The organism is Candidatus Accumulibacter sp. ACC003 (assembly GCF_907163085.1).
In the GTDB taxonomy this organism is placed as follows: domain Bacteria; phylum Pseudomonadota; class Gammaproteobacteria; order Burkholderiales; family Rhodocyclaceae; genus Accumulibacter.
On sequence record NZ_CAJQTX010000001.1, the window covers coordinates 730,916 to 749,340 of the forward strand.

Here is an 18,425-nt window from a genome sequence, read left to right on the forward strand (position 1 = left end):
GCCTGGGCAGTGCGTCAGTGCAGCGTTTGCGAGGGCGTGTCGGCTTGTTCGGGCATCTCGGCATGGACCGTCTCGCCCTCGGCGTTGGGGTAGAGCGGCGCGCCGCAGTCGTCACAGAACTCGTAGGGAAACTGCTGGTCGAGCAGCAGCACTTCCTTGAGGCCGGTCTTGCGCAGCACCCCCTCGATCTCGCTGGCGACATCGGTCGTTTCGTCTTCGATGCCGAGCAGCGGCCAGACGACGCCGTGGTAAATCACGTCGCTGTCGCGCGGGCCAAAGGCGATCCGGTACTCCTCGAGGCGCTTGTCGTGGAAGCTGCCGACGATTGCCCGCAGTTCCTCGACGGGCTGTCCGAGCGTCGCGTGCAGGAAGGCCACCGAGGCGTTCAACGAATACGGGCGCGAGGCGCTGTCGGCGGCGCGGCAGGCGGCATGATAGGCGTCAGCCAGCAGCGGTTGGTAGGCGCAACCGGTGAGCAGCGCCTCCAGGCAGGGTCCGCCCTGGCGAACCCATTCCTTGAGGCAGCTTTCGCGGGTACTCTTGTCCTCTTCGTTCCAGCGAAAGAGCGCCTTGCCACGCGGCACCGCCAGCGCGCCGACCAGGTAGCGGGTATCGGAGAGGAAACGGTTGGTTTCGGGCATGCTGGCGCCATCGATGCCGAGGTCGGCGCCAGCCAGCGCCGCGGCGCCGAGCTTCTGCAGCAGTTGCCAGGTCTCGACGAAGCTGTGCGGCAGCTGGTCCGGGCTATACAGGTAATCGGCGACGGCGAAGCGGGCACCGGCCGCCAGAACGTGCGCACCGAGATGGACCTTCAAGGTCTGTACGGTGCTCTTCGGGATCGTCGCGGCGGGGATCGAGAAGCGCGACCAGCCGAGAATCGGCACGGCGATCAACAGCACATCGAAGTCCTCGCCGCGATCGGCCATCACGCACGACTCGGCCTGCGCCTCGACCAGGTCGGCGAGGTCGTCATGGGCCATCGCGTGCGTGTCGAACAGGCGATCGAGCGACGCCGTCAGGTCGTCCTCGGAGCCGTCGTGAAACAGCTGGTCGATGAGTTCGGCGAGGCGGTTCTGCCAGAACGAGTCCTCAAGCTTGCTGCCCGATTCGGCCAGGCCGATAGCCAGACGCCCCAGTTCGGTGGCGTCGGCAGAAATACGATTGCGGGAGGAGAAGCGGTTGCGTTTCATCGTTGGCAGCCTGCGGCGAGATCAATCCGCCATTGTACCAAGCTGGCGAGCCCGGCGTCCGCGCGCGTGCATCTTCTTGTGAACACGCGCGTTGTGGGCGCGGCATAGGGCGGGCTCGCCTAGCCGGCAGCTGGCCGTCAAGGCGAGCTGAAAAACGCCTACCAAACGGCTGACCGTGACGCCAAGGCGCCGCTGCGGGGTCTTTAAGCCGGCAGGCGGCGCGACGGCGCTTCAGGCGATACGCAGCGCCGCCAGCGAAGCGTGCGCGTTGCCGTTGCCGATGTCCGGGGTGATGATCAGCTCGAGCACCGTGACCCCGGCGAGCTCGACGCGATGGTCCTCGGTCTGGCTATTGGCGCCTTCCGGGCTGAAGTTCCATTGCTGCCTGACGACCTCCCGAAACGACTGGCCGCCGTCGGCCGACCAGCGCAGCACATACTCCTGCGTGCGCTGCACCGAGGTCTCGACAAAAGACAGCCAGATCCGGTGCACCGCCTGCGCATGCGGGAAGAGCAGGCGGATCGTCTGCTTGCCGGGAGCCGCTGCCCGCCAGCCGCCGCCGTCACCGGGCAGCAGCGCCGACTCGATGGGATGTGCGGCGTCCTCCGAGCTGATTTCGACCTCAGCCAAGTCGTCGAGCTTGAGCCAGTCACCACTCGCCGGGGCCGCGGTTTCGCTGGCCTCGCTGATCACTCTCTTGCGCATTCGTGCCATCTCCCGTCAGTGGTGTGCAAGCCGCGGCGCGGCTCGCCTGGTTAGCGTGCAAACCGCGTCGGCTAGTCGCCCAGTTGGCCAGCAATCTGGCGTTCGGCCTGTACCCAGTAGTCGGCCGACGAGCCCTGGAAACCATCGTTCTCGGCGATGAAGTAGGCGGCCGACTGGACCATCAGGTAGCGTTCCTCGGCGCTTGGCGGCGCTGTCGCGGTGGTGGTGGCAGTAGTCGCAGCGCTGGTCGGGCTGGGGCTGCTGGTAGCGGCCGCTGGCGGGGCGCTGGCTGGCGTGGGCGTCGCTGGCGCCGCTTGTTTTGCCGGTGCCTTCTTCGCTGCGGCAACGGGTGTTGCCTTGGCCGCTACCGGCGCTTTGGCCGGCGCAGCGGCGGTGGTCGTCGTCTTGGCTGCCGTCTTCCTGGCGGCCGGTTTCCTTTTTGTAGTGCCGATTTCTTCGGTCATGATCATCCCTTGTCGTGCTGTAAGTAGGCTGCGGTTGGTGAGTGGGGCTTCGGAGCGGCGTGGCCGACCCGAAAGTACCCTCGCAGGATAGGAAAATAGGGCTTTGCGGTCAAGTTTGACGTCGGAAGGCGCCCGCGCGGATGCAGCCTGCAGCCTCGCCGAGCAAGGTGCTCAGCGGCTTCCAGCTCGGCCGTCGGCTGGCCGCTTTGAGCGACCCGGCGCTGTCCCCGGCGAGCGTTTGCCAGCGCCGCCCGATACCTCCTATCATTCCTTGCCAACGCCCTGGCGGCCACCCACACCCGCAAGCCATGATCGATCACCCGCCACGTGTCTTCATCAGCTATTCCCAGGAATCCGACGAGCATTCGGCGTGGGTGCTCGCTCTCGCCAACAGGCTGCGTGCCGAAGGTGTCGAGGCGCTCATCGACCGCTACTTCTCCTGGCCGGAGAAAGGCTGGCGCCCGTGGATGAACGAGCAGATCGAGCTGGCCGATTGGGTGCTCGTCGTGTGCACCGACGAGTATCGCAAACGATTCGACGGCAATGCCGCAGCCGGCAGCGGCCGCGGCGTTCGCTGGGAATCGCAGCACATCACGCAGGCGCTCTACGACGCCAAGTTCAGCAACAAGCGCTTCGTCCCCGTGTTGCCACCGGCCGGCGACGAGCGCTTCATCCCGCTGCCGCTGCAGGACTACCGCAGTTTCAGGCTCGACGATCAATACGACGACCTCTACCGCCTGCTCACCGACCAGCCAGCGACGCCGGCCCCGACCCTCGGCAAGCGGCGCCACCTGCCGCCGCTGCCGGTACCCGTGCCGGCGAGTGCCGAGCCGGCTGCGCGCGATCAAACGCCGCCGCAGGACATCGCCAACCCCTATCCCGGACTCGCCGCATTCAAGCCCGAGGACTGCCGCTTCTTCTTCGGCCGGGCAGACGACACGACACGGGTGCTCGAGCGTCTCGAACAAAGCCGTTTCGTCAGCGTCGTCGGCGGTTCGGGAACCGGCAAGTCGTCGCTGGTCGCCGCCGGCGTCGTTCCGGCGTTGCGCGAACGCAAGGGGCGGCTAATCTATCTGCGCTTCAAGCCGCAGGCCGATCCCTTCCGGCAACTCGCCGAGACGCTCGATCGCGCCCTGCCTGAAGAGCGCCTGCCGCTGGGCAAGGCGCGCGTCGAGCGCCTAATGCAGGAACTCGATAGCGACCCGGAAAAGGCCGTCGCCAAGGCCTTGGCAAAGCTGCAGGCAGTGCTCGTTCCGGTGATGATCTTCGTCGACCAGTTTGAGAGCTGTTCACGCAGACGCCGTCCGAGACCGCGCAAGGCTTCCGCGCGCTGTTCGCGGCGCTGCGCGGCCAGCCGTCGGTCATTCTGCTGCTGACGCTGCGCAGCGAATTCATGCACCGCCTGATGGACTGGCTCGGCGGCGAAGAATTCGCCGCTTCGCTCGTTCCGCTCGAGGCGATCAGCGACGAAACGCGACTGCGCGAGATCATCGTTCGCCCGGCCAGCGACAGCGGCGTTGCCGTGCAGCCGGAACTGCTCGCCGAGCTGTTGCCCGCGGCGCACGAGATGGCCGGCGCGCTGCCCCTGCTGGCGCTGACGCTGTCGCAGTTGTTCGCGCGGCGCGACCCCGCCAGTGGTCTGACGCTCGCCGGCTACCAGAGCATGGGCGGGCTGCCGAAGATCGTCGAGAGCGCGGCGGCCGGAATCGACCAGGAGATCGACGACGACCCGCTGCTGGCCGAAGCGTGCGAGCGTCTGTTTGCCGAGCTGGCGACGGTCATCGACGAGCTGCCGACCCGGCGCACGGCCGCGGTCGAGCCCTTGCGCGCCGACACCAGGGTCAGCGTGCTGGTCGATTCCCTGCGCGCGCAGGGCTTGCTCGCCGATCCCGACGAGCGACACGTCGAACTCGCGCACGAGACGCTGCTCAAGCACTGGCCGCGCCTGCGCGAGTGGTGCAAGCGCTACGCAGACAAGCTGGCCTTGCGTCGCCAGGCCGAGCAGGCGGCCGGCGACTGGCAGAAGGCCAGAACCCGAGAGGAGGAATCCGGACAGGCGTTGGCGGTCCGCCATAGCGACCTCCTGCGCTGGACATGGGAGCGCCAGAAGCCCGCGCTGCTGGCGCTGCTGGCGCTGAGTCCGCAGCTGAGCGTGCAGCATTACGCCGACTTCGCCGACGCCGGCATCGACGCCTGGCGCGCGCTGCAAGCGGTGCTGAGCGAGCCGTTACGGAGCTTTCTCGCACCCGAACCGCTGCGCCTTCTCGACGAACTTCGCTCCGACGACACGCCGCAGCAGCGCCGCGAGGAGATCGGCCTGCGCCTCAACCAAATGGGCGATGCGCGCCGTGGCGTCGGCGTCGACGCCGCAGGGCTGCCCGACCTCGTCTGGGTCGAGATCCCGGCGAGCCAGGTGAACCTGGAAACGGAGCCGCTCGAGACCGTCCCGGTCCACACTTTCCGGATCGCCAGGTATCCGATCACCTGGCAGCAATATCGCGCTTTCGTCGATGCCGCCGATGGCTATTATGATCCACGCTGGTGGAACGGGCTCAAGCACGAAGATCAGCCGGGCGCCGATCGCTGGGCTTTTGCCAGCTACCCGGCGATAAATGTCTCGTGGTACGACGCACTTGCTTTCTGCCGCTGGTTGAGCAAGCGCTTGGCGCTGGCCGAAGGAGAGGTCGTCCGCCTGCCGACTGAATGGGAGTGGCAATGGGTGGCGCAGGCAGGCACTCAGGCGCAGAAGTACCCCTGGCGCGGCGAGTGGAACACGATGCGCGCCAACAGTAACGAAAGCGGCATTGGCAGGACGACTGCCGTGGGCATGTATCCCCCGGGTGCACCCGATTGCTGGCCGGTCCTGGATCTGGCCGGCAACGTCAGGGAATGGTGCCTCAACCCGCATAAGAAGCCTGGCAGGGCATACGTGTCCCGCTTGCTGCGCGGCGGTTCGTGGAGCGACAGCCCGTGGGACTGCCTCTCCACGAACCGCAAGGACGACGCTCCGTTCTTGCGCAACAACTTCATCGGCTTCCGGGTGTGTCGTGGTGCCCCCATCGAACCGCCGCAGCGCCGCTGAACGCTGTTCTGGCCAAGCGCTGATCACTGCGCTGGGCGGCGTGCAGCGGCGCCGGCGATTATTTTCCCGCCTGGTCATGACTCACGTCGCGGTACGTCGCTGGGTTTGAGGACGAATGGCGCCAGCACGTGCTGGCGCAGGCCACACGAGTCGGCGTGCCGCACGTGATTGATCCAGCCGCGCACGCCGGCGTCGAACTCGGCGAAGGGGATCGTGCCAGCCTGGTAGGCTTTGTAACGCTCGCCGAGTCGGCGTGTCGCGTAGCGCACCTTGCGCGCCTTGACCAGACCGTAATCGGGATAAACCGGGAAGGCCATACACACTCAGATCATATCTGGAAAAATAAAGGCATATGTCGGCGGCACGACGGCTCTTGGGACGAGCGCCACGACGTTGCCGGTTCCGCTTCGCGGAGCTGTCAGCAAACAGCAAACTAGCCGTTCAGGGGACAGTGCGCCAGAGATCCTCTATTCGATGGAGGATTCACACAATGGCCGAAAGCCAACACTAGGGTAGGCACTGTTTGGGCCGTGGTCGTCGCGGGCGGCCGAGCGCGCGTAGTCGGCGCGAGTTTCCCAGGACCCACCGCGCACAACCATGGGTTGACTCTCTTCGGGGACGACACACCTCTGCTCATTCCCGTCAAACTGCTCGCGCCACAGGGAGCAGGTCCACTCCCACACGTTGCCCGAGGTGTCGTGGAGGCCAAACGAGTTGCCTGGAAAACTCCCTACTGGGGCCGATTGGTCGTCTCCGCCCGTACTGCTGCACTTCCCGCATTTTGCAAAGCTTCCCTCCTTGTCACCCCCGCTTCGGGGGATGTCATCGCCCCAGGGATACGCCGTGCTCCTGTTTTCTTTCCCTCGTGCAGCATGTTCCCACTCGGCTTCGCTCGGCAAACGGCAGGTCTTCTTGATGTGCTTACCAAGCCATTCGGTGTATGCCCTTGCCTCGTGCCATTTGACATTCACTACTGGGCGCGTCCCACGTCCGCCCTTGCCCGTGGTGGGATAGGCCACATCGCTCTCATCTGCGCGATGCGTCTCCCAGACGTAGTAGTCGAACTGTTCGTAGGTCACTTCATGCTTGGCCAGGCTGAAGCCGTGGCGGATCTCGATGTGTATCCCAGGAACACCAAAGTACGGCCAGTCCTTTTTATCAAGTTCCTTCACGAACTTTTTATTCTGCTCGCCCATGTCGAGCGAACCCGCGGAGATGGGCACCAACTCGGGAACAGGGGCATAGCCCAGACGAAAGCGTTGGTGCAGTACCATATAGTCCACGGGCAAGCTGTGCTTCCGCGTCCATAGGTATGACTCTCCGACAAAGGCGAACAGCAGCGCCAGCAGTAGAAACTGCCCCCGCGCCTTCCAGCGACTCCAATACACGAAGCGCTCGTCGTCGCTGCCCGCGGCCACCCGCAGGCGCCGGTAGCGCCAGAGATCGTGCCAGCCGGCCAGGTTCCACCAGCGACCGACGGCGTGACTCTTGCCCCACTGCTCGGCCTGAAACCGGAGCTGCTGGCGAAGCATGGGACGATCGCGGTTGTTCTCGATGTAGTCGTAAAGCGTCGGCCAGTAGCCGATCGCCTTGCCGGTCTGCTCGTCCTTGCTGCGGGCGCGGATCAGCGTCTCGTGAATCAGGTCGACGTATTGGCGCTTGTCCTCTTCGCTCTCCTTGCTGATCGTGATCAGCCTCAACGCGCCGGTGTGGGCCTGCGCGGGCGCATCGGCACGGCGCTCACCGGAAAGCAGTTGCAGCACGCGCTCGCCGACCTCCCGCTTGCCGTCACCGGCAAGCATCACCGCCTCTTCGCGGGGGATGCGCTGGCGCGTGTGGCGGCCTTCGTCGTTGATACGCGTCAGGAGGAGGAGCAGTTCGAGTGCCGCCTGTCGGCCCTTGCTGACTTGCCCGTCGATACGCGCCAGCAACTCGTCGGCCTGCGTGCTGAGCATACCGGCGATGCCTTTCAACTGGAGGTAGCGCTCGCCGCTGAGGGTCTTGCTCTGGCCCGGCTGCCAGAGCGTGAACAGCGCGTTCTCGACCAGCGGCAAGGCGCCAAGCTCGTCGCGGGCATCCTCGAGGATCGCCGCTTTGACCTCGTTGACGTCGAGACCGGCGAGCCGCGCGGGCTGCTCGATGATTTCGCGCAGGCCATGCTCGGAGATAGTCGGCAGGAAGTAGCGCTTGCAGTGGCTGTTGTAGATCGCCTGCAGGCGCGGTAGTTGTTCGAAGCGGTCGAGGAAGTCGGCGCGCACGGTGCTGATCAGGAACAGCGGGCACTCGGCGTCCTGCAGGGCGTTGGCCAGCAGGGCGTCGAACTGCTTGCTGGCTGCCGTTTTGGCGAAGGTGAACAGTTCTTCGAACTGGTCGACGATCAGCAGGAACGCCGTTTGCTCTGCCTTGAAATCACGCAGGGCGAATGCCAGGGCGCGCTCGTCGCGCTCGAAAAGCTGTTGCCGGGCGAGCATGTGGGGCTCGCGGTGGTCGGTAATCAGCCCGTGCTCGAGGACTTCGACCAGCAGGGACAACGGGTCCTGGCCCGGCATCATCGGACCGAGAATGATCCAGCGCTCGAAGCCGGTGCGCGCCCACAACGCGCCCTGTTCGATCATCGGCAGCATGCCGGCGTTGACCAGCGACGACTTGCCGGTGCCGCTGTTGCCCTCGATTTGCAGCCAGCGGCAATAAGCGCCGCCGCCACCGCCGCGCAGGCCTTCAGGGTTGGCCTGCTGCTGGTCGCCGAGGCAGGCGAGCGCTTCGAGGGTTTCCCGCCGGCGCCCGAAGAACAGCCGGGAATCCTTGCTGGTGAAGGCGTTGAGTCCGACGAAGGGGCAATCCTCGATGGCTGGCGGGGAATCCAGGCGGATGGCGTGCTTGCGGATGGCGTCAGTCAGGCCCGCAGGCAGCGCCTCCGAAGGTGTCCAGCGGGCGGCCTGGAACAGCGCCAGAAGCGGTGGCAGCGTTTCCGGCAGTGCTTCTTCGAGCAGGATCGGGAAGATCGGCAGGCGGTCTTCGTCTTTCTCGGGCGACAGGTTACGGATCAGCGCGACCTGCACCTCGGCACCGACCCAGCGCCGCACGCCATCGCGCCCGGCGAGCACGACGAACGCCGAGCAGCCCTGCAGGACCTCCTGCAGACGCCCCAGCCAGCGGTCACCGACACGCAGTGATTCGTCAGCCATGAAGACACTCAGCTGGTCCATTTCGAGCTTCATGCGCAAGTCGTTCGCCGCGCCCTGGTCCGCGCGGTTGTAGCTGAGGAAGACGAGTTCGGTCGCTTGCGGGCTGGCTGTCGGCACGTGTCACCTTTCCCGATCGAGCAGCATGGCATGCTGCGGGCGTGTCCGGGGAATTCTAACAGCCGCAGAGTCTTGCAGCCTGCCTTCGGTAGCACGGGCGCAGAAGCTGGCGCGGAGAACGCGCCGTCCCGACAGCAGCCGAGGACATGCGAGAGGGTCTCGAACCGGCGGACGAACTCGCCGCACAAGGCAGCGGCAACCGGTAAGGGGAGGGCGAGCGCACAGACGCGAAAAAGCCGCCCTCGGGCGGCTTTTTCTTACTTCATCTACCTGAACTTCCAAGAATTCTGGTAGGCGCGATTGGAATCGAACCAACGACCCCCACCATGTCAAGGTGGTGCTCTAACCATCTGAGCTACGCGCCTTCGTCAAAGTCAGTGCTGCTGGACTTCAAGGAAGTGCGCATTATACGGTGCCAAAAATCGAAGTCAAGCACCGATGTCGCTTCATTGCCATGGTGAGCAAACGCCCGCCACGTAGGAGTCCGGTTTATCGGGCGATTTCAGCCCAGGCGCAGCGCTCGAAGCTCACTCGCCAATCACGTCGGTATTGGCCGGCGGTGTGAAGCGGAACAGCGCGGGGGCGAGTTGCGGGTTGCGCTCGACGTGTGCAAAGAGCAGTGAGCTGGTCTGGCCGAGGCTGTCGAGCAGTTCCATCGCCGTCAGATCCTTGCCCGAGAAGCCGAGGCGAACCTTTTCAAAACCGCTGTCGGGCGCCTTGGGAGTCGCTTCCACCCATTCGAGGCCGTCGCGTTCGCCGGCTTCGCGCAGCGTGAAATCCTTTTCGATGCGGCTGTCGCCGGCGAGCAGGGCGGCGGGCGTGCCGCCGAGTGCGGCGCCGACCTTTCTGACCGTGACCTGGCGCAGATCTGGGTCGTAGATCCAGATCTTCTCGCCGTCGCCGACGAGCAGCTGCGCGTAGGGTTTGTCGATCTGCCAGCGGAACTTGCCCGGCCGCGAGATGATCATCACGCCGCTCGACACCTGCGGCTTGCGGCCGTTTCGGGCGATGACCGTCTGCGTGAAATCGGCGCGAACGGTACGCGTCGAGTCGAGAAAGCTGTGCAAGCGCTCGATCGCTCCGGCCGCCGCTGTCTGGGCGGCGAGCAGGCAGGCTGCCGCGAACAGCGCGCGCCACACGCGGCGCGTCATTCGCCTTCCTTGCGTGCCAGGACTTCGCGACCGCCGCGGGCGTCCATCGCCGAAACCAGGCCGGCCTTTTCCATCGCTTCAATCAAGCGCGCGGAGCGGTTGTAGCCGATGCGCAGGTGGCGTTGGACCAGCGAAATCGACGCGCGGCGATTCTTCAGGACGATTTCGACGGCCTGGTCGTAGACCGGGTCGGCCTCGCCGTCGGTGTCGAGGCCGCCGTTCTCGCCGCGTCCGCCGCCGTCGCCGTCGTCGTCGCCACCGGCACCGCTGAGCACGCCCTCGAGGTACTCGGGCGCGCCGGATTTCTTGAGATGATCGACGACGCGATGCACTTCCTCGTCGGCGACGAAAGCGCCGTGCACGCGCGTCGGGTAGCCGGTTCCCGGCGCCAGGTAGAGCATGTCGCCCTGACCGAGCAGCGCTTCGGCGCCCATCTGGTCGAGAACGGTTCGCGAATCGATCTTCGACGATACCTGGAACGAGATGCGCGTCGGGATGTTGGCCTTGATCAGACCGGTGATGACGTCAACCGACGGTCGCTGCGTTGCCAGGATCAGGTGAATCCCCGACGCCCGCGCTTTCTGCGCCAGGCGCGCGATCAGCTGTTCGACGGTCTTGCCGGCCACCATCATCAGGTCGGCGAGTTCGTCGATGACGACGACGATCGACGGCAGGATGGCCAGTGGCTCGGGCGTGTCGGGAGTCAGCGATACCGGATTGCTGACCTTTTCGCCGTTCTTCTCGGCGTCACGGATGCGCTGGTTGAGGCCGGCCAGGTTGCGTACGCCGAGCGCCGACATCAGCCTGTAGCGCTTGTCCATTTCGCCGACGCACCAGTTGAGTGCGTTGGCAGCCTGCTTCATGTCGATCACCACCGGCGCCAGCAGGTGCGGGATGCCCTCGTAGATCGACAGTTCGAGCATCTTCGGGTCGACCAGGATCAGCCGCACCTGATCGGGCCCCGACTTGTAGAGCAGCGACAGGATCATCGCGTTGATGCCCACCGATTTGCCCGAACCGGTGGTACCGGCGACCAGCAGGTGCGGCATCTTGGCCAGGTCGACGACCACCGGCTGGCCGGCGATGTCCTTGCCGAGACTCATCGTCAGCGGCGAGTTCATGTTGCTGTATTCCTGGCTGGCGATGATTTCCAACAGACGGACCATCTGTCTTTTCGCATTCGGCAGTTCGATGGCCATCGCCGACTTGCCGGGAATCGTTTCGACGACGCGCACCGAGACCAGCGACAGCGAGCGCGCCAGGTCCTTGGCGAGGTTGAGGATTTGCGCGCCCTTGACGCCGACGGCCGGCTCGAATTCGTAGCGCGTGACGACCGGCCCGGGGAAAGCGGCGGTGACGGTGACCTGCACGCCGAAGTCGGCGAGCTTGCGTTCGATCAGGCGCGAGTTGTACTCCAGCGTCTCGGGGCTGACGCGTTCGCTGTGCAGCGGTGCCGGTTCGAGCAGATGCAGCGGCGGCAGCAGGCCATCGCCGAGCACGTCGGGAAATAGCGGCGCCGGCCGTTCGCGGTCGATTCGTTTTTCGACTTTCGGCGGCAGTGGCGGCGTACTGAGCACCGGCGACTCGGCGACCACCGGTGGCGCACCGACCACCGGTTCGCGGCGCTCGACGAGGATCGGTTCGTGCGTCTCGACGCGCTTCTTCTCGACCTCGACAACGGCTTCGCGCTCGCGCGCCACCTCGCGGCCGATGCGGCGGTCCTGCCAGCGCTCGAAGAAGCTGCGAACTCCCAGCACCGCGCCTTCGAACAGCGCGCCGAGGCCTTCGGCAGCGGAAATCCACGAGATGCCGGTGAAAATGCTCCAGCCAAGCGCGAGCATCGCAAACAGCGCCAGCGTCGCGCCGGTGTAACCGAGATTGCGGACGCTGAAGGCGGCGAGCTCGATGCCGATCATGCCGCCGGGACCGATCGGTGTCGCCGCCTTGAGGGTGTAGAAGCGCAAGGTCTCGAGGCCGCTGCTGGCGACGATCAGTACCAGGAAGCCGGCCAGCGCGATGTACAAGGGTCGGCGGTCGGTCGGCCGCTGATGTTCCAGGCGGCGGTAGCCCCACCAGACGAAGACCAGCAGCAGCGCCACCCACCACCACGCCGACAGGCCGAAGACGTAAAGCATCAGGTCGGCCAGCCAGGCACCGCTGCGACCCGTCGGATTATGCAGGCTGGTGGTGTATACGGCGTGCGACCAGCCCGGATCGTCGTGGTTGTAACCCCACAGCGCCAGCGCCAGGAAGCTGGCGACAACGATCAGAATCAGCCAGCGCGATTCCTCCAGGAGTACCGCGATCTTTTCAGGCAGCGGACTGGCGGGTTCTCTGGACGCGTAGGAAAAGCGGCCGGCAAGTTTGTTCAGCATAGCCATCGGGACAATCGCAGTCGGTTCTAGGCCCTGGCCGCGGCAGCGCCCGGCGAGGCAACACGCTTTTCGAGGATGACGATGCGACCGTCCTCGACGCGGAAGTAGCCCTGGGTTTCGAGGTCCTTCATCACCCGGCTGACCATCTCGCGCGAGGCACCGATCATCTTGGCGATATCCTGTTTGGTCAGGCGGCGGCGGATGACGCGCTCACCATGATCGTCTTCGGAGAAATCGATCAGCAGCTTGGCGACGCGGCCGTAGACGTCCATCAGCGCCAGACTCTCGATATTGCGGTCGGCTTCGCGCAAGCGCTGCACCAGGCTCTTCATGATGTTCAGGCAGAGATCGAAGTTTTCGGCCAGGCAGCGCTTGAAGTCGTTCTTGGTGATCACCAGTAACTCGCAGGTCTCGGTAGCCATCACGTCGGCCGAGCGCGGACTGCCGTCGATCAGACCCATTTCGCCAAAGAACTCGCCGGGACCGAGCAAGGTCAGGATCACCTCGCGTCCCTCTTCGTCGCTGTTCAGAACCTTGGCGCCGCCACTGATCAGCACGTACAGCGAATCGGTGCTGTCGCCGGCACGAACGATCGTCGTCTGGCGCGTCACACGGCGATGAAAGGCGACCTTGGCGATCTGCTCCAACTGGCTGTCCGGGACGCCGGCAAAGATCGGAATGCTGTGAAGCAAGGTCAGGCTTGGACCCCGCCTGGGTTGCTCGACGTCGCTGTTCATGAGGCATTCCTTCATCAAGTGAAGTTATTTCTATCAATGGCTTGGGCGGCAATTATAAGGCACTTTGCGCGTTTTAAAAGCAAAGCCGGCACAAAGTTGCTGGCGGAGCAGCCGACGTTGCCGGTTATAATTTTTTCATCGCCCACTACCCGAGCACCTCAAAATGAGCCAACCGACTCGCCACTGCCGCCTGCTGATCCTCGGCTCCGGCCCTGCCGGCTACACCGCTGCCGTCTACGCCGCCCGTGCGAATCTGAAGCCGCTCCTGATCACCGGCATGGCGCAGGGCGGCCAGTTGACGACCACCACCGACGTCGACAACTGGCCAGCCGACGCGCAGGGGGTGCAGGGGCCGGAATTGATGCAGCGCTTCGAAGAGCACGTGCGCCGCTTCGATACCGAGATCGTCTTCGATCATATCAACACCGCCCGGCTGACCGAAAAGCCGTTCACGCTGATCGGCGATTCGGGCACCTACACCTGCGACGCGCTGATCATCGCCACCGGTGCTTCGGCGCAGTACCTGGGTCTGCCATCGGAGGAAGAGTTTGCCGGCCGCGGCGTTTCGGCCTGCGCCACCTGCGACGGTTTCTTCTATCGCGATCAGCCGGTGGCGGTGATCGGCGGCGGTAATACCGCCGTCGAGGAGGCGCTCTATCTGGCGAATATCGCCAGTCACGTGACGCTGGTGCACCGTCGCGACAAGCTGCGCAGCGAGAAGATTCTCCAGGACAAGCTGTTCGCCAGGGCGCAGGCCGGCAAGGTCACGATCCGCTGGGACTGCACGCTGGACGAGATCCTCGGCGACCAATCCGGGGTGACCGGCATGCGCATCAGGGACAAGCTGACCGACCAGACCGAAGACATCGCGCTGACCGGCGTGTTCATCGCCATCGGCCACAAACCCAATACCGAACTGTTCGTCGACCAGCTGGCGATGGAAGGCGGCTACCTGACAACGCACTCCGGACTGCACGGCAATGCGACGGCGACGTCGATTGCCGGGGTGTTCGCCGCCGGTGACGTGCAGGACCATATCTACCGCCAGGCCTGCACTTCGGCAGCGAGCGGCTGCATGGCGGCGCTCGACGCCGAGCGCTACCTCGACGATCTCGACGGCTGAGCGCCAGAGGCCTTTGCCGTCGCTCAGCGTCAGCGGCAGGGGCTTTCTTGCCGCTGACATGAACAGGGCTTTCCGTGATGACCCAGCGACAGCGACCAAGCGCCGAGGATCTGGCTGCTTTTCTGGCGGCGGTCGACGGCGCGACGCCGCTCGCCCAGCCCGACCGGGTTCGCTTCGAAACGCCAAAACCGAGCCCCCGGCCGCGCCAGCGCGAACTCGACGAAGCCGCGGTGATCGGCGAACTGCTGCACACGCCGCAGACAATCGACGACTGGCTCGACCTCGGCGGCGCCGATTCCTTCCTGCGCAGCGGCTTGCCGCGGGTAGTGCTGCGCGACCTGCGGCGCGGCCGCTGGAGCATTCAGGACCATGTCGACCTGCACGGCATGAACCGCCACGAGGCGCACGAGCAGGTGGCGCATTTCCTCGCCGACTCGCTGGCCGCCGGCAAGCGCTGCCTGCGCATCGTGCACGGTCGCGGTAACGGCTCGCCTGGTCGGGAAGCGATCCTCCGCCAGTTGGTCAAGGTCTGGCTGGCTCGCTGCAAGGATGTCCTGGCTTTCTGCCACCCACCGCTCAGCGACGGCGGCGATGGTGCGCTGTGGGTCTTGCTGAAAGGTGGCGGCAAGCCGCGCTAAGTGGCCGCGCGGCGGCAGCGTTCAGATCGCCGATTCGTCGACTTCGCCGGTGCGGATGCGTACCACCTGCTCGACCGTGGTAACGAAAATCTTGCCGTCGCCGATCTTGCCGGTACGCGCTGCCTTGACGATGGACTCGATGGCGCCGTCAACGACATCGTCGGAAACGACGATCTCGATCTTCACCTTGGGCAGGAAATCGACGACGTACTCGGCGCCACGATACAGTTCGGTGTGTCCCTTCTGGCGGCCGAAACCCTTGACTTCGGTGACGGTCAGGCCGGTCACGCCGATTTCCGAGAGCGCTTCGCGCACTTCGTCGAGCTTGAACGGTTTGATGATGGCTTCGATTTTTTTCATGAACTGTACTCCGCAGGAAGATCGTAAAGAAATCGTATCAGAAATCGGTCATCGATAAACGATCGCTACGACGATCAAAACGGGTCACGGTAACGATTGGTGATCGGATAGCGCCAGTCCTTGCCGAAGCCGCGCTGCGTCACGCGGATGCCGACCGGTGCCTGGCGCCTTTTATATTCGCTGATCTTCAAGAGCTGCACGACGCGCCGGACATCGGCTTCGGCATAACCGCGAGCGATGATTTCGCGTGGGCTGACGTCCTTCTCCATATACGCCTCGACGATTGCATCGAGCACGTCGTAGGGGGGCAGGCTGTCCTGATCGGTCTGGCCGGCCTTCAGCTCGGCCGACGGCGGCCGGCTGATAATCAGCTCCGGGATCACCGTCGAGCGCGTGTTGCGCCAACGCGACAGGCGGTAGACCCAGGTCTTGGCGATGTCCTTGATGACTGCGAAGCCACCGGCCATGTCGCCGTAGAGCGTGCAGTAACCGACCGCCATTTCGGACTTGTTGCCGGTGGTCAGAACCAGCGAGCCGGTCTTGTTCGATAGCGCCATCAGGATCATGCCGCGAATTCGCGCCTGCAGATTTTCTTCGGTGGTGTCGGCGGGCAGGCCGGCGAACTGTTCTTCGAGCATCCCGGCGAAGGTCTGCATGGCGGGTTCGATGGCGATTTCGTCGTAACGGATGCCGAGCAGGCGGACCATCTCGCGCGACTCCGAGACGCTGATATCGGCGGTATACGGTGACGGCATCATCACCGCCCGCACGCGATCGGCGCCCAGCGCATCAACCGCGATGCACAGCGTCAGAGCCGAGTCGATACCGCCCGACAGGCCGATGATCGCGCCCGGGAAGGCGTTCTTGCCGAGATAATCGCGGACGCCGAGAACCAGCGCCTGATAGACCTCGGCTTCGATGCACTGTGCCGGAACGATGTCGCCGGCCAGTGGCTGGCCGTCGACGAATTCGACAACCGCCAGCGCCTCCTCGAACTGCGGCAACTGGCAGCACAGCGTACCGTGCGAGTCGAGAACGAAGGAGCCGCCGTCGAAAACCAGTTCGTCCTGGCCACCAGCGAGATTGGCATAGACCACCGGCAGTCGCGTGCTGGCGATGCGCTGCCGCAGGACTTCGGTACGCCGCTCGCGCTTGCCGATGTGGTAGGGCGAGGCGTTGAGAACCAGCAGGATCTCGGCGCCGGCTTCGCGCGCCAGGTCGGCCGCGCCGGCTTCCCAGACGTCGGCGCAGATATTGACGCCGCAACGCACGCCCTTGAGCGTCAGGACGCAGGGGTATTGACCCGAATCGAAATAGCGCTCCTCGTCGAAGACCTCGTAGCTCGGCAGCCGCTGCTTGTAATACGTGGCCACGCGCTCGCCGTCGCTGAGCAGCGTCGCCGCGTTGTAGCAGCGTTCACCGCGCCGCTCGGGGTGGCCGACGAGGACGGCGATTCCCTGCACCCGGGCGACCAATGCATCGAGCTCGCGTTCGCAGGCGACGCAAAAATCCTCGCGCAGCAGCAGGTCCTCGGGGGGGTAACCGCAGAGCGCCAACTCGGGCGTCAACAGCAGGTCGGCACCTTGTTGGCGGGCGCGTTCGGCGAAGTCGAGGATGCGCGCCGCGTTGCCGGTGAAGTCACCGACCGTTGTGTTGATCTGGGCAATGGCAATCTTGAGGGACATGAACGCGGGCGCCAGCGAAAGGGGCGCTTGCGCGCCCCTTGATCAGAACAGGGAAGAACGAGGCCTAATAATTCGGCTTCTCTTTGGCGGCATTGTAGCGCTGCACGCCTTCCATGATTTCCTTCTTGGCTTCGTCGCTGCCCAGCCAACCAGCGACCTTGACAAATTTGCCGCGTTCGAGGTCTTTGTAGTGCGCGAAGAAGTGCGCGATCTGGTCGAGGATCACCTGCGGAAAATCGCGCGGTGACTCGATATCGCGATACATCGGAGTCAGCGCGTCGACCGGAACCGCCAGCAGCTTGCCGTCCTGTCCGGCCTCGTCTTCCATCGCCAGCAGGCCGATTGGCCGGCAGCGCACGACGACGCCCGGCGGCAAGGCGAACTGGGTGATCACCAGCACATCGACGGGGTCGTCGTCGCCGGCAATGGTGTGCGGAATATAGCCATAGTTGCACGGGTAGTGCATGGCGGTAGACATGAAGCGATCGACGAAGACCTGGCCGCTTTCCTTGTCCACTTCGTATTTGACCGGATCAGCGTGCATCGGGATTTCGATGACAACGTTGAAATCATTGGGGAGCGACTTGCCGGGGGGCACGCGATCTAGGCCCATGTCAGTTCTCTTTGCTGGTTGCGGGAACATGCATTATACGCGCCTAATGGCAGCAGGGGTTTCCCCGGAATTCGCAGGCGGCGCGCGGTGCCGCTGTGGCGGTGGCGGCGTGGCTCGAGTCACCGCGGGCGATCCGCTCGCCCGCCCGCGAGCAGCGCCATCCGCAGGGGTTCAGCCGGCGCTCGGCCGCGGCTCTCCCATTTCGACCATCTGGCGCGCGTCGGCGGCAAACTTCAGCGCCTGCTCGTCGTCGGCGTCGCGATCGATCGCCGAAGGCGGCGCATTGATGCCTTTCTGTACGGCCGGTCGTCGGCGAATCTCCTCGCACCAGCGTTGCAGCGACGGCAGATCGTCGATAGCCACGCCGGACCAGCGGTGCGTGCGCACCCAGGCCCAGTTGGCAATGTCGGCGATCGAGTAGTCGCCGGCGAGAAATTCGTGCTCCTTGAGCTGGCCATCGAGGACCCGGAAAAGGCGTTTGCACTCAGCCTGGTAGCGGTCGATAGCCGGCTGGATCTTTTCGGGAAAGTAGCGGAAGAAGACGTTGGCCTGACCCATCATCGGGCCGATCCCGCCCATCTGGAACATCAGCCACTGGATGACCAGCGAGCGGCCTTTGACGTCGGTGGGCAGCAGCCGGCCGGTCTTTTCGGCCAGGTAGAGCAGAATCGCTCCCGATTCAAAGACCGCGAAATCGTCTGCTGCGCGATCGACGATCGCCGGGATGCGACCGCTCGGATTGATCGCCAGAAACCACGGCTGCTTCGGTTCTTTCTCCGACAGGCTCAGCGTGTGCAGCTTGTAGGGCAGGGCAAGTTCTTCGAGGGCAATCGAGATCTTGTGCCCGTTAGGCGTTGCAGCGGTGTAGAGATCGATCATTCGGGTCGCCTCCTGAGTGGCCATGGCAAGGGTGTGTGCAGCACCAAGTTGTCGGCCGATGTTAGCGCAATTGTCGGCAGGAGGTGCCACCCTGCCTGGCAAGAGTCATCGGTGCGCGCGC

The 18,425-nt window shown here is 64.7% G+C and carries 14 protein-coding genes, 1 tRNA gene and 1 pseudogene; 3 read left to right on the forward strand and 13 right to left on the reverse strand.

Going from position 1 to position 18,425, the window contains the following annotated elements; genetic code table 11:
• Nucleotides 1-14: 14 nt before the first annotated feature.
• The 3 genes from QZ656_RS03285 to QZ656_RS03295 all read right to left on the reverse strand — a co-directional run bounded on the left by QZ656_RS03285 (nucleotide 15) and on the right by QZ656_RS03295 (nucleotide 2,359).
• Nucleotides 15-1,190, reverse strand: coding sequence for a DUF2863 family protein (locus tag QZ656_RS03285; protein ID WP_291992026.1), 1,176 nt, complete (start codon nucleotides 1,188-1,190; stop codon nucleotides 15-17).
• A 231-nt stretch (nucleotides 1,191-1,421) separates the two neighbouring features.
• A complete protein-coding gene (locus QZ656_RS03290; RefSeq protein ID WP_291992027.1) occupies nucleotides 1,422-1,895 on the reverse strand; it encodes a carbohydrate-binding protein in 474 nt (157 codons plus the stop codon).
• A gap of 71 nt (nucleotides 1,896-1,966) precedes the next feature.
• Complete coding sequence (locus QZ656_RS03295; protein WP_291992028.1) at nucleotides 1,967-2,359, reverse strand: DUF2934 domain-containing protein; 393 nt, start codon at nucleotides 2,357-2,359, stop codon at nucleotides 1,967-1,969.
• A 271-nt stretch (nucleotides 2,360-2,630) separates the two neighbouring features.
• Here QZ656_RS03295 and QZ656_RS24030 point away from each other — a divergent pair.
• Nucleotides 2,631-5,441, forward strand: a pseudogene (locus QZ656_RS24030) (SUMF1/EgtB/PvdO family nonheme iron enzyme); the annotation flags it as partial.
• A gap of 74 nt (nucleotides 5,442-5,515) precedes the next feature.
• Here the strand turns inward: QZ656_RS24030 and QZ656_RS03310 are convergent.
• The 6 genes from QZ656_RS03310 to QZ656_RS03335 all read right to left on the reverse strand — a co-directional run bounded on the left by QZ656_RS03310 (nucleotide 5,516) and on the right by QZ656_RS03335 (nucleotide 13,006).
• Nucleotides 5,516-5,758, reverse strand: coding sequence for a hypothetical protein (locus tag QZ656_RS03310; RefSeq protein WP_291992031.1), 243 nt, complete (start codon nucleotides 5,756-5,758; stop codon nucleotides 5,516-5,518).
• Nucleotides 5,759-5,908: 150 nt separating this feature from the next.
• On the reverse strand, nucleotides 5,909-8,743 hold the full coding sequence (locus QZ656_RS03315; RefSeq protein ID WP_291992032.1) for an SUMF1/EgtB/PvdO family nonheme iron enzyme: 2,835 nt from the start codon (nucleotides 8,741-8,743) through the stop codon (nucleotides 5,909-5,911).
• A 288-nt stretch (nucleotides 8,744-9,031) separates the two neighbouring features.
• Nucleotides 9,032-9,108 (reverse strand) — tRNA-Val (locus QZ656_RS03320).
• A gap of 162 nt (nucleotides 9,109-9,270) precedes the next feature.
• A complete protein-coding gene (gene lolA / locus QZ656_RS03325; protein ID WP_291992033.1) occupies nucleotides 9,271-9,894 on the reverse strand; it encodes an outer membrane lipoprotein chaperone LolA in 624 nt (207 codons plus the stop codon).
• Nucleotides 9,891-12,275, reverse strand: coding sequence for a DNA translocase FtsK (locus QZ656_RS03330; protein WP_291992034.1), 2,385 nt, complete (start codon nucleotides 12,273-12,275; stop codon nucleotides 9,891-9,893). The genes lolA and QZ656_RS03330 overlap by 4 nt, the downstream gene beginning before the upstream one ends.
• Before the next feature lie 20 nt (nucleotides 12,276-12,295).
• Nucleotides 12,296-13,006, reverse strand: coding sequence for a Crp/Fnr family transcriptional regulator (locus QZ656_RS03335; RefSeq protein WP_291992035.1), 711 nt, complete (start codon nucleotides 13,004-13,006; stop codon nucleotides 12,296-12,298).
• Nucleotides 13,007-13,169: 163 nt separating this feature from the next.
• On the opposite strand from QZ656_RS03335, the gene trxB reads away from it, so the two are divergent.
• Together trxB and QZ656_RS03345 are read left to right on the forward strand one after the other, a co-directional pair.
• Nucleotides 13,170-14,129, forward strand: a complete 960-nt coding sequence (gene trxB, locus QZ656_RS03340; protein ID WP_291992036.1) for a thioredoxin-disulfide reductase — start codon at nucleotides 13,170-13,172, stop codon at nucleotides 14,127-14,129.
• A gap of 77 nt (nucleotides 14,130-14,206) precedes the next feature.
• On the forward strand, nucleotides 14,207-14,767 hold the full coding sequence (locus tag QZ656_RS03345) for a Smr/MutS family protein (protein WP_291992037.1): 561 nt from the start codon (nucleotides 14,207-14,209) through the stop codon (nucleotides 14,765-14,767).
• Nucleotides 14,768-14,788: 21 nt separating this feature from the next.
• On the opposite strand, the gene QZ656_RS03350 is transcribed toward QZ656_RS03345, so the two are convergent.
• The 4 genes from QZ656_RS03350 to QZ656_RS03365 form a co-directional block, all read right to left on the reverse strand.
• On the reverse strand, nucleotides 14,789-15,127 hold the full coding sequence (locus tag QZ656_RS03350; protein ID WP_291992038.1) for a P-II family nitrogen regulator: 339 nt from the start codon (nucleotides 15,125-15,127) through the stop codon (nucleotides 14,789-14,791).
• Nucleotides 15,128-15,201: 74 nt separating this feature from the next.
• Entirely contained in the window at nucleotides 15,202-16,812 is a 1,611-nt protein-coding gene (locus tag QZ656_RS03355; RefSeq protein WP_291992039.1) for an NAD+ synthase, read from the reverse strand.
• Nucleotides 16,813-16,876: 64 nt separating this feature from the next.
• Nucleotides 16,877-17,425, reverse strand: a complete 549-nt coding sequence (ppa, locus tag QZ656_RS03360; protein ID WP_291992041.1) for an inorganic diphosphatase — start codon at nucleotides 17,423-17,425, stop codon at nucleotides 16,877-16,879.
• 171 nt (nucleotides 17,426-17,596) lie between these two features.
• Nucleotides 17,597-18,304, reverse strand: coding sequence for a glutathione S-transferase N-terminal domain-containing protein (locus QZ656_RS03365; RefSeq protein WP_291992042.1), 708 nt, complete (start codon nucleotides 18,302-18,304; stop codon nucleotides 17,597-17,599).
• Nucleotides 18,305-18,425 lie beyond the last annotated feature (121 nt).

What these genes read in the sequence shown, in the direction of transcription:
- QZ656_RS03335 (WP_291992035.1), bottom strand. Translation starts at nt 13,006, where the DNA reads ATGAACAGCGACGTCGAGCAACCCAGGCGGGGTCCAAGCCTGACCTTG.
- QZ656_RS03310 (WP_291992031.1), bottom strand. Translation starts at nt 5,758, where the DNA reads ATGGCCTTCCCGGTTTATCCCGATTACGGTCTGGTCAAGGCGCGCAAG.
- QZ656_RS03345 (WP_291992037.1), top strand. Translation starts at nt 14,207, where the DNA reads ATGACCCAGCGACAGCGACCAAGCGCCGAGGATCTGGCTGCTTTTCTG.
- QZ656_RS03295 (WP_291992028.1), bottom strand. Translation starts at nt 2,359, where the DNA reads ATGACCGAAGAAATCGGCACTACAAAAAGGAAACCGGCCGCCAGGAAG.
- trxB (WP_291992036.1), top strand. Translation starts at nt 13,170, where the DNA reads ATGAGCCAACCGACTCGCCACTGCCGCCTGCTGATCCTCGGCTCCGGC.
- QZ656_RS03355 (WP_291992039.1), bottom strand. Translation starts at nt 16,812, where the DNA reads ATGTCCCTCAAGATTGCCATTGCCCAGATCAACACAACGGTCGGTGAC.
- QZ656_RS03330 (WP_291992034.1), bottom strand. Translation starts at nt 12,275, where the DNA reads ATGGCTATGCTGAACAAACTTGCCGGCCGCTTTTCCTACGCGTCCAGA.
- ppa (WP_291992041.1), bottom strand. Translation starts at nt 17,425, where the DNA reads ATGGGCCTAGATCGCGTGCCCCCCGGCAAGTCGCTCCCCAATGATTTC.
- lolA (WP_291992033.1), bottom strand. Translation starts at nt 9,894, where the DNA reads ATGACGCGCCGCGTGTGGCGCGCGCTGTTCGCGGCAGCCTGCCTGCTC.
- QZ656_RS03285 (WP_291992026.1), bottom strand. Translation starts at nt 1,190, where the DNA reads ATGAAACGCAACCGCTTCTCCTCCCGCAATCGTATTTCTGCCGACGCC.
- QZ656_RS03350 (WP_291992038.1), bottom strand. Translation starts at nt 15,127, where the DNA reads ATGAAAAAAATCGAAGCCATCATCAAACCGTTCAAGCTCGACGAAGTG.
- QZ656_RS03290 (WP_291992027.1), bottom strand. Translation starts at nt 1,895, where the DNA reads ATGCGCAAGAGAGTGATCAGCGAGGCCAGCGAAACCGCGGCCCCGGCG.
- QZ656_RS03365 (WP_291992042.1), bottom strand. Translation starts at nt 18,304, where the DNA reads ATGATCGATCTCTACACCGCTGCAACGCCTAACGGGCACAAGATCTCG.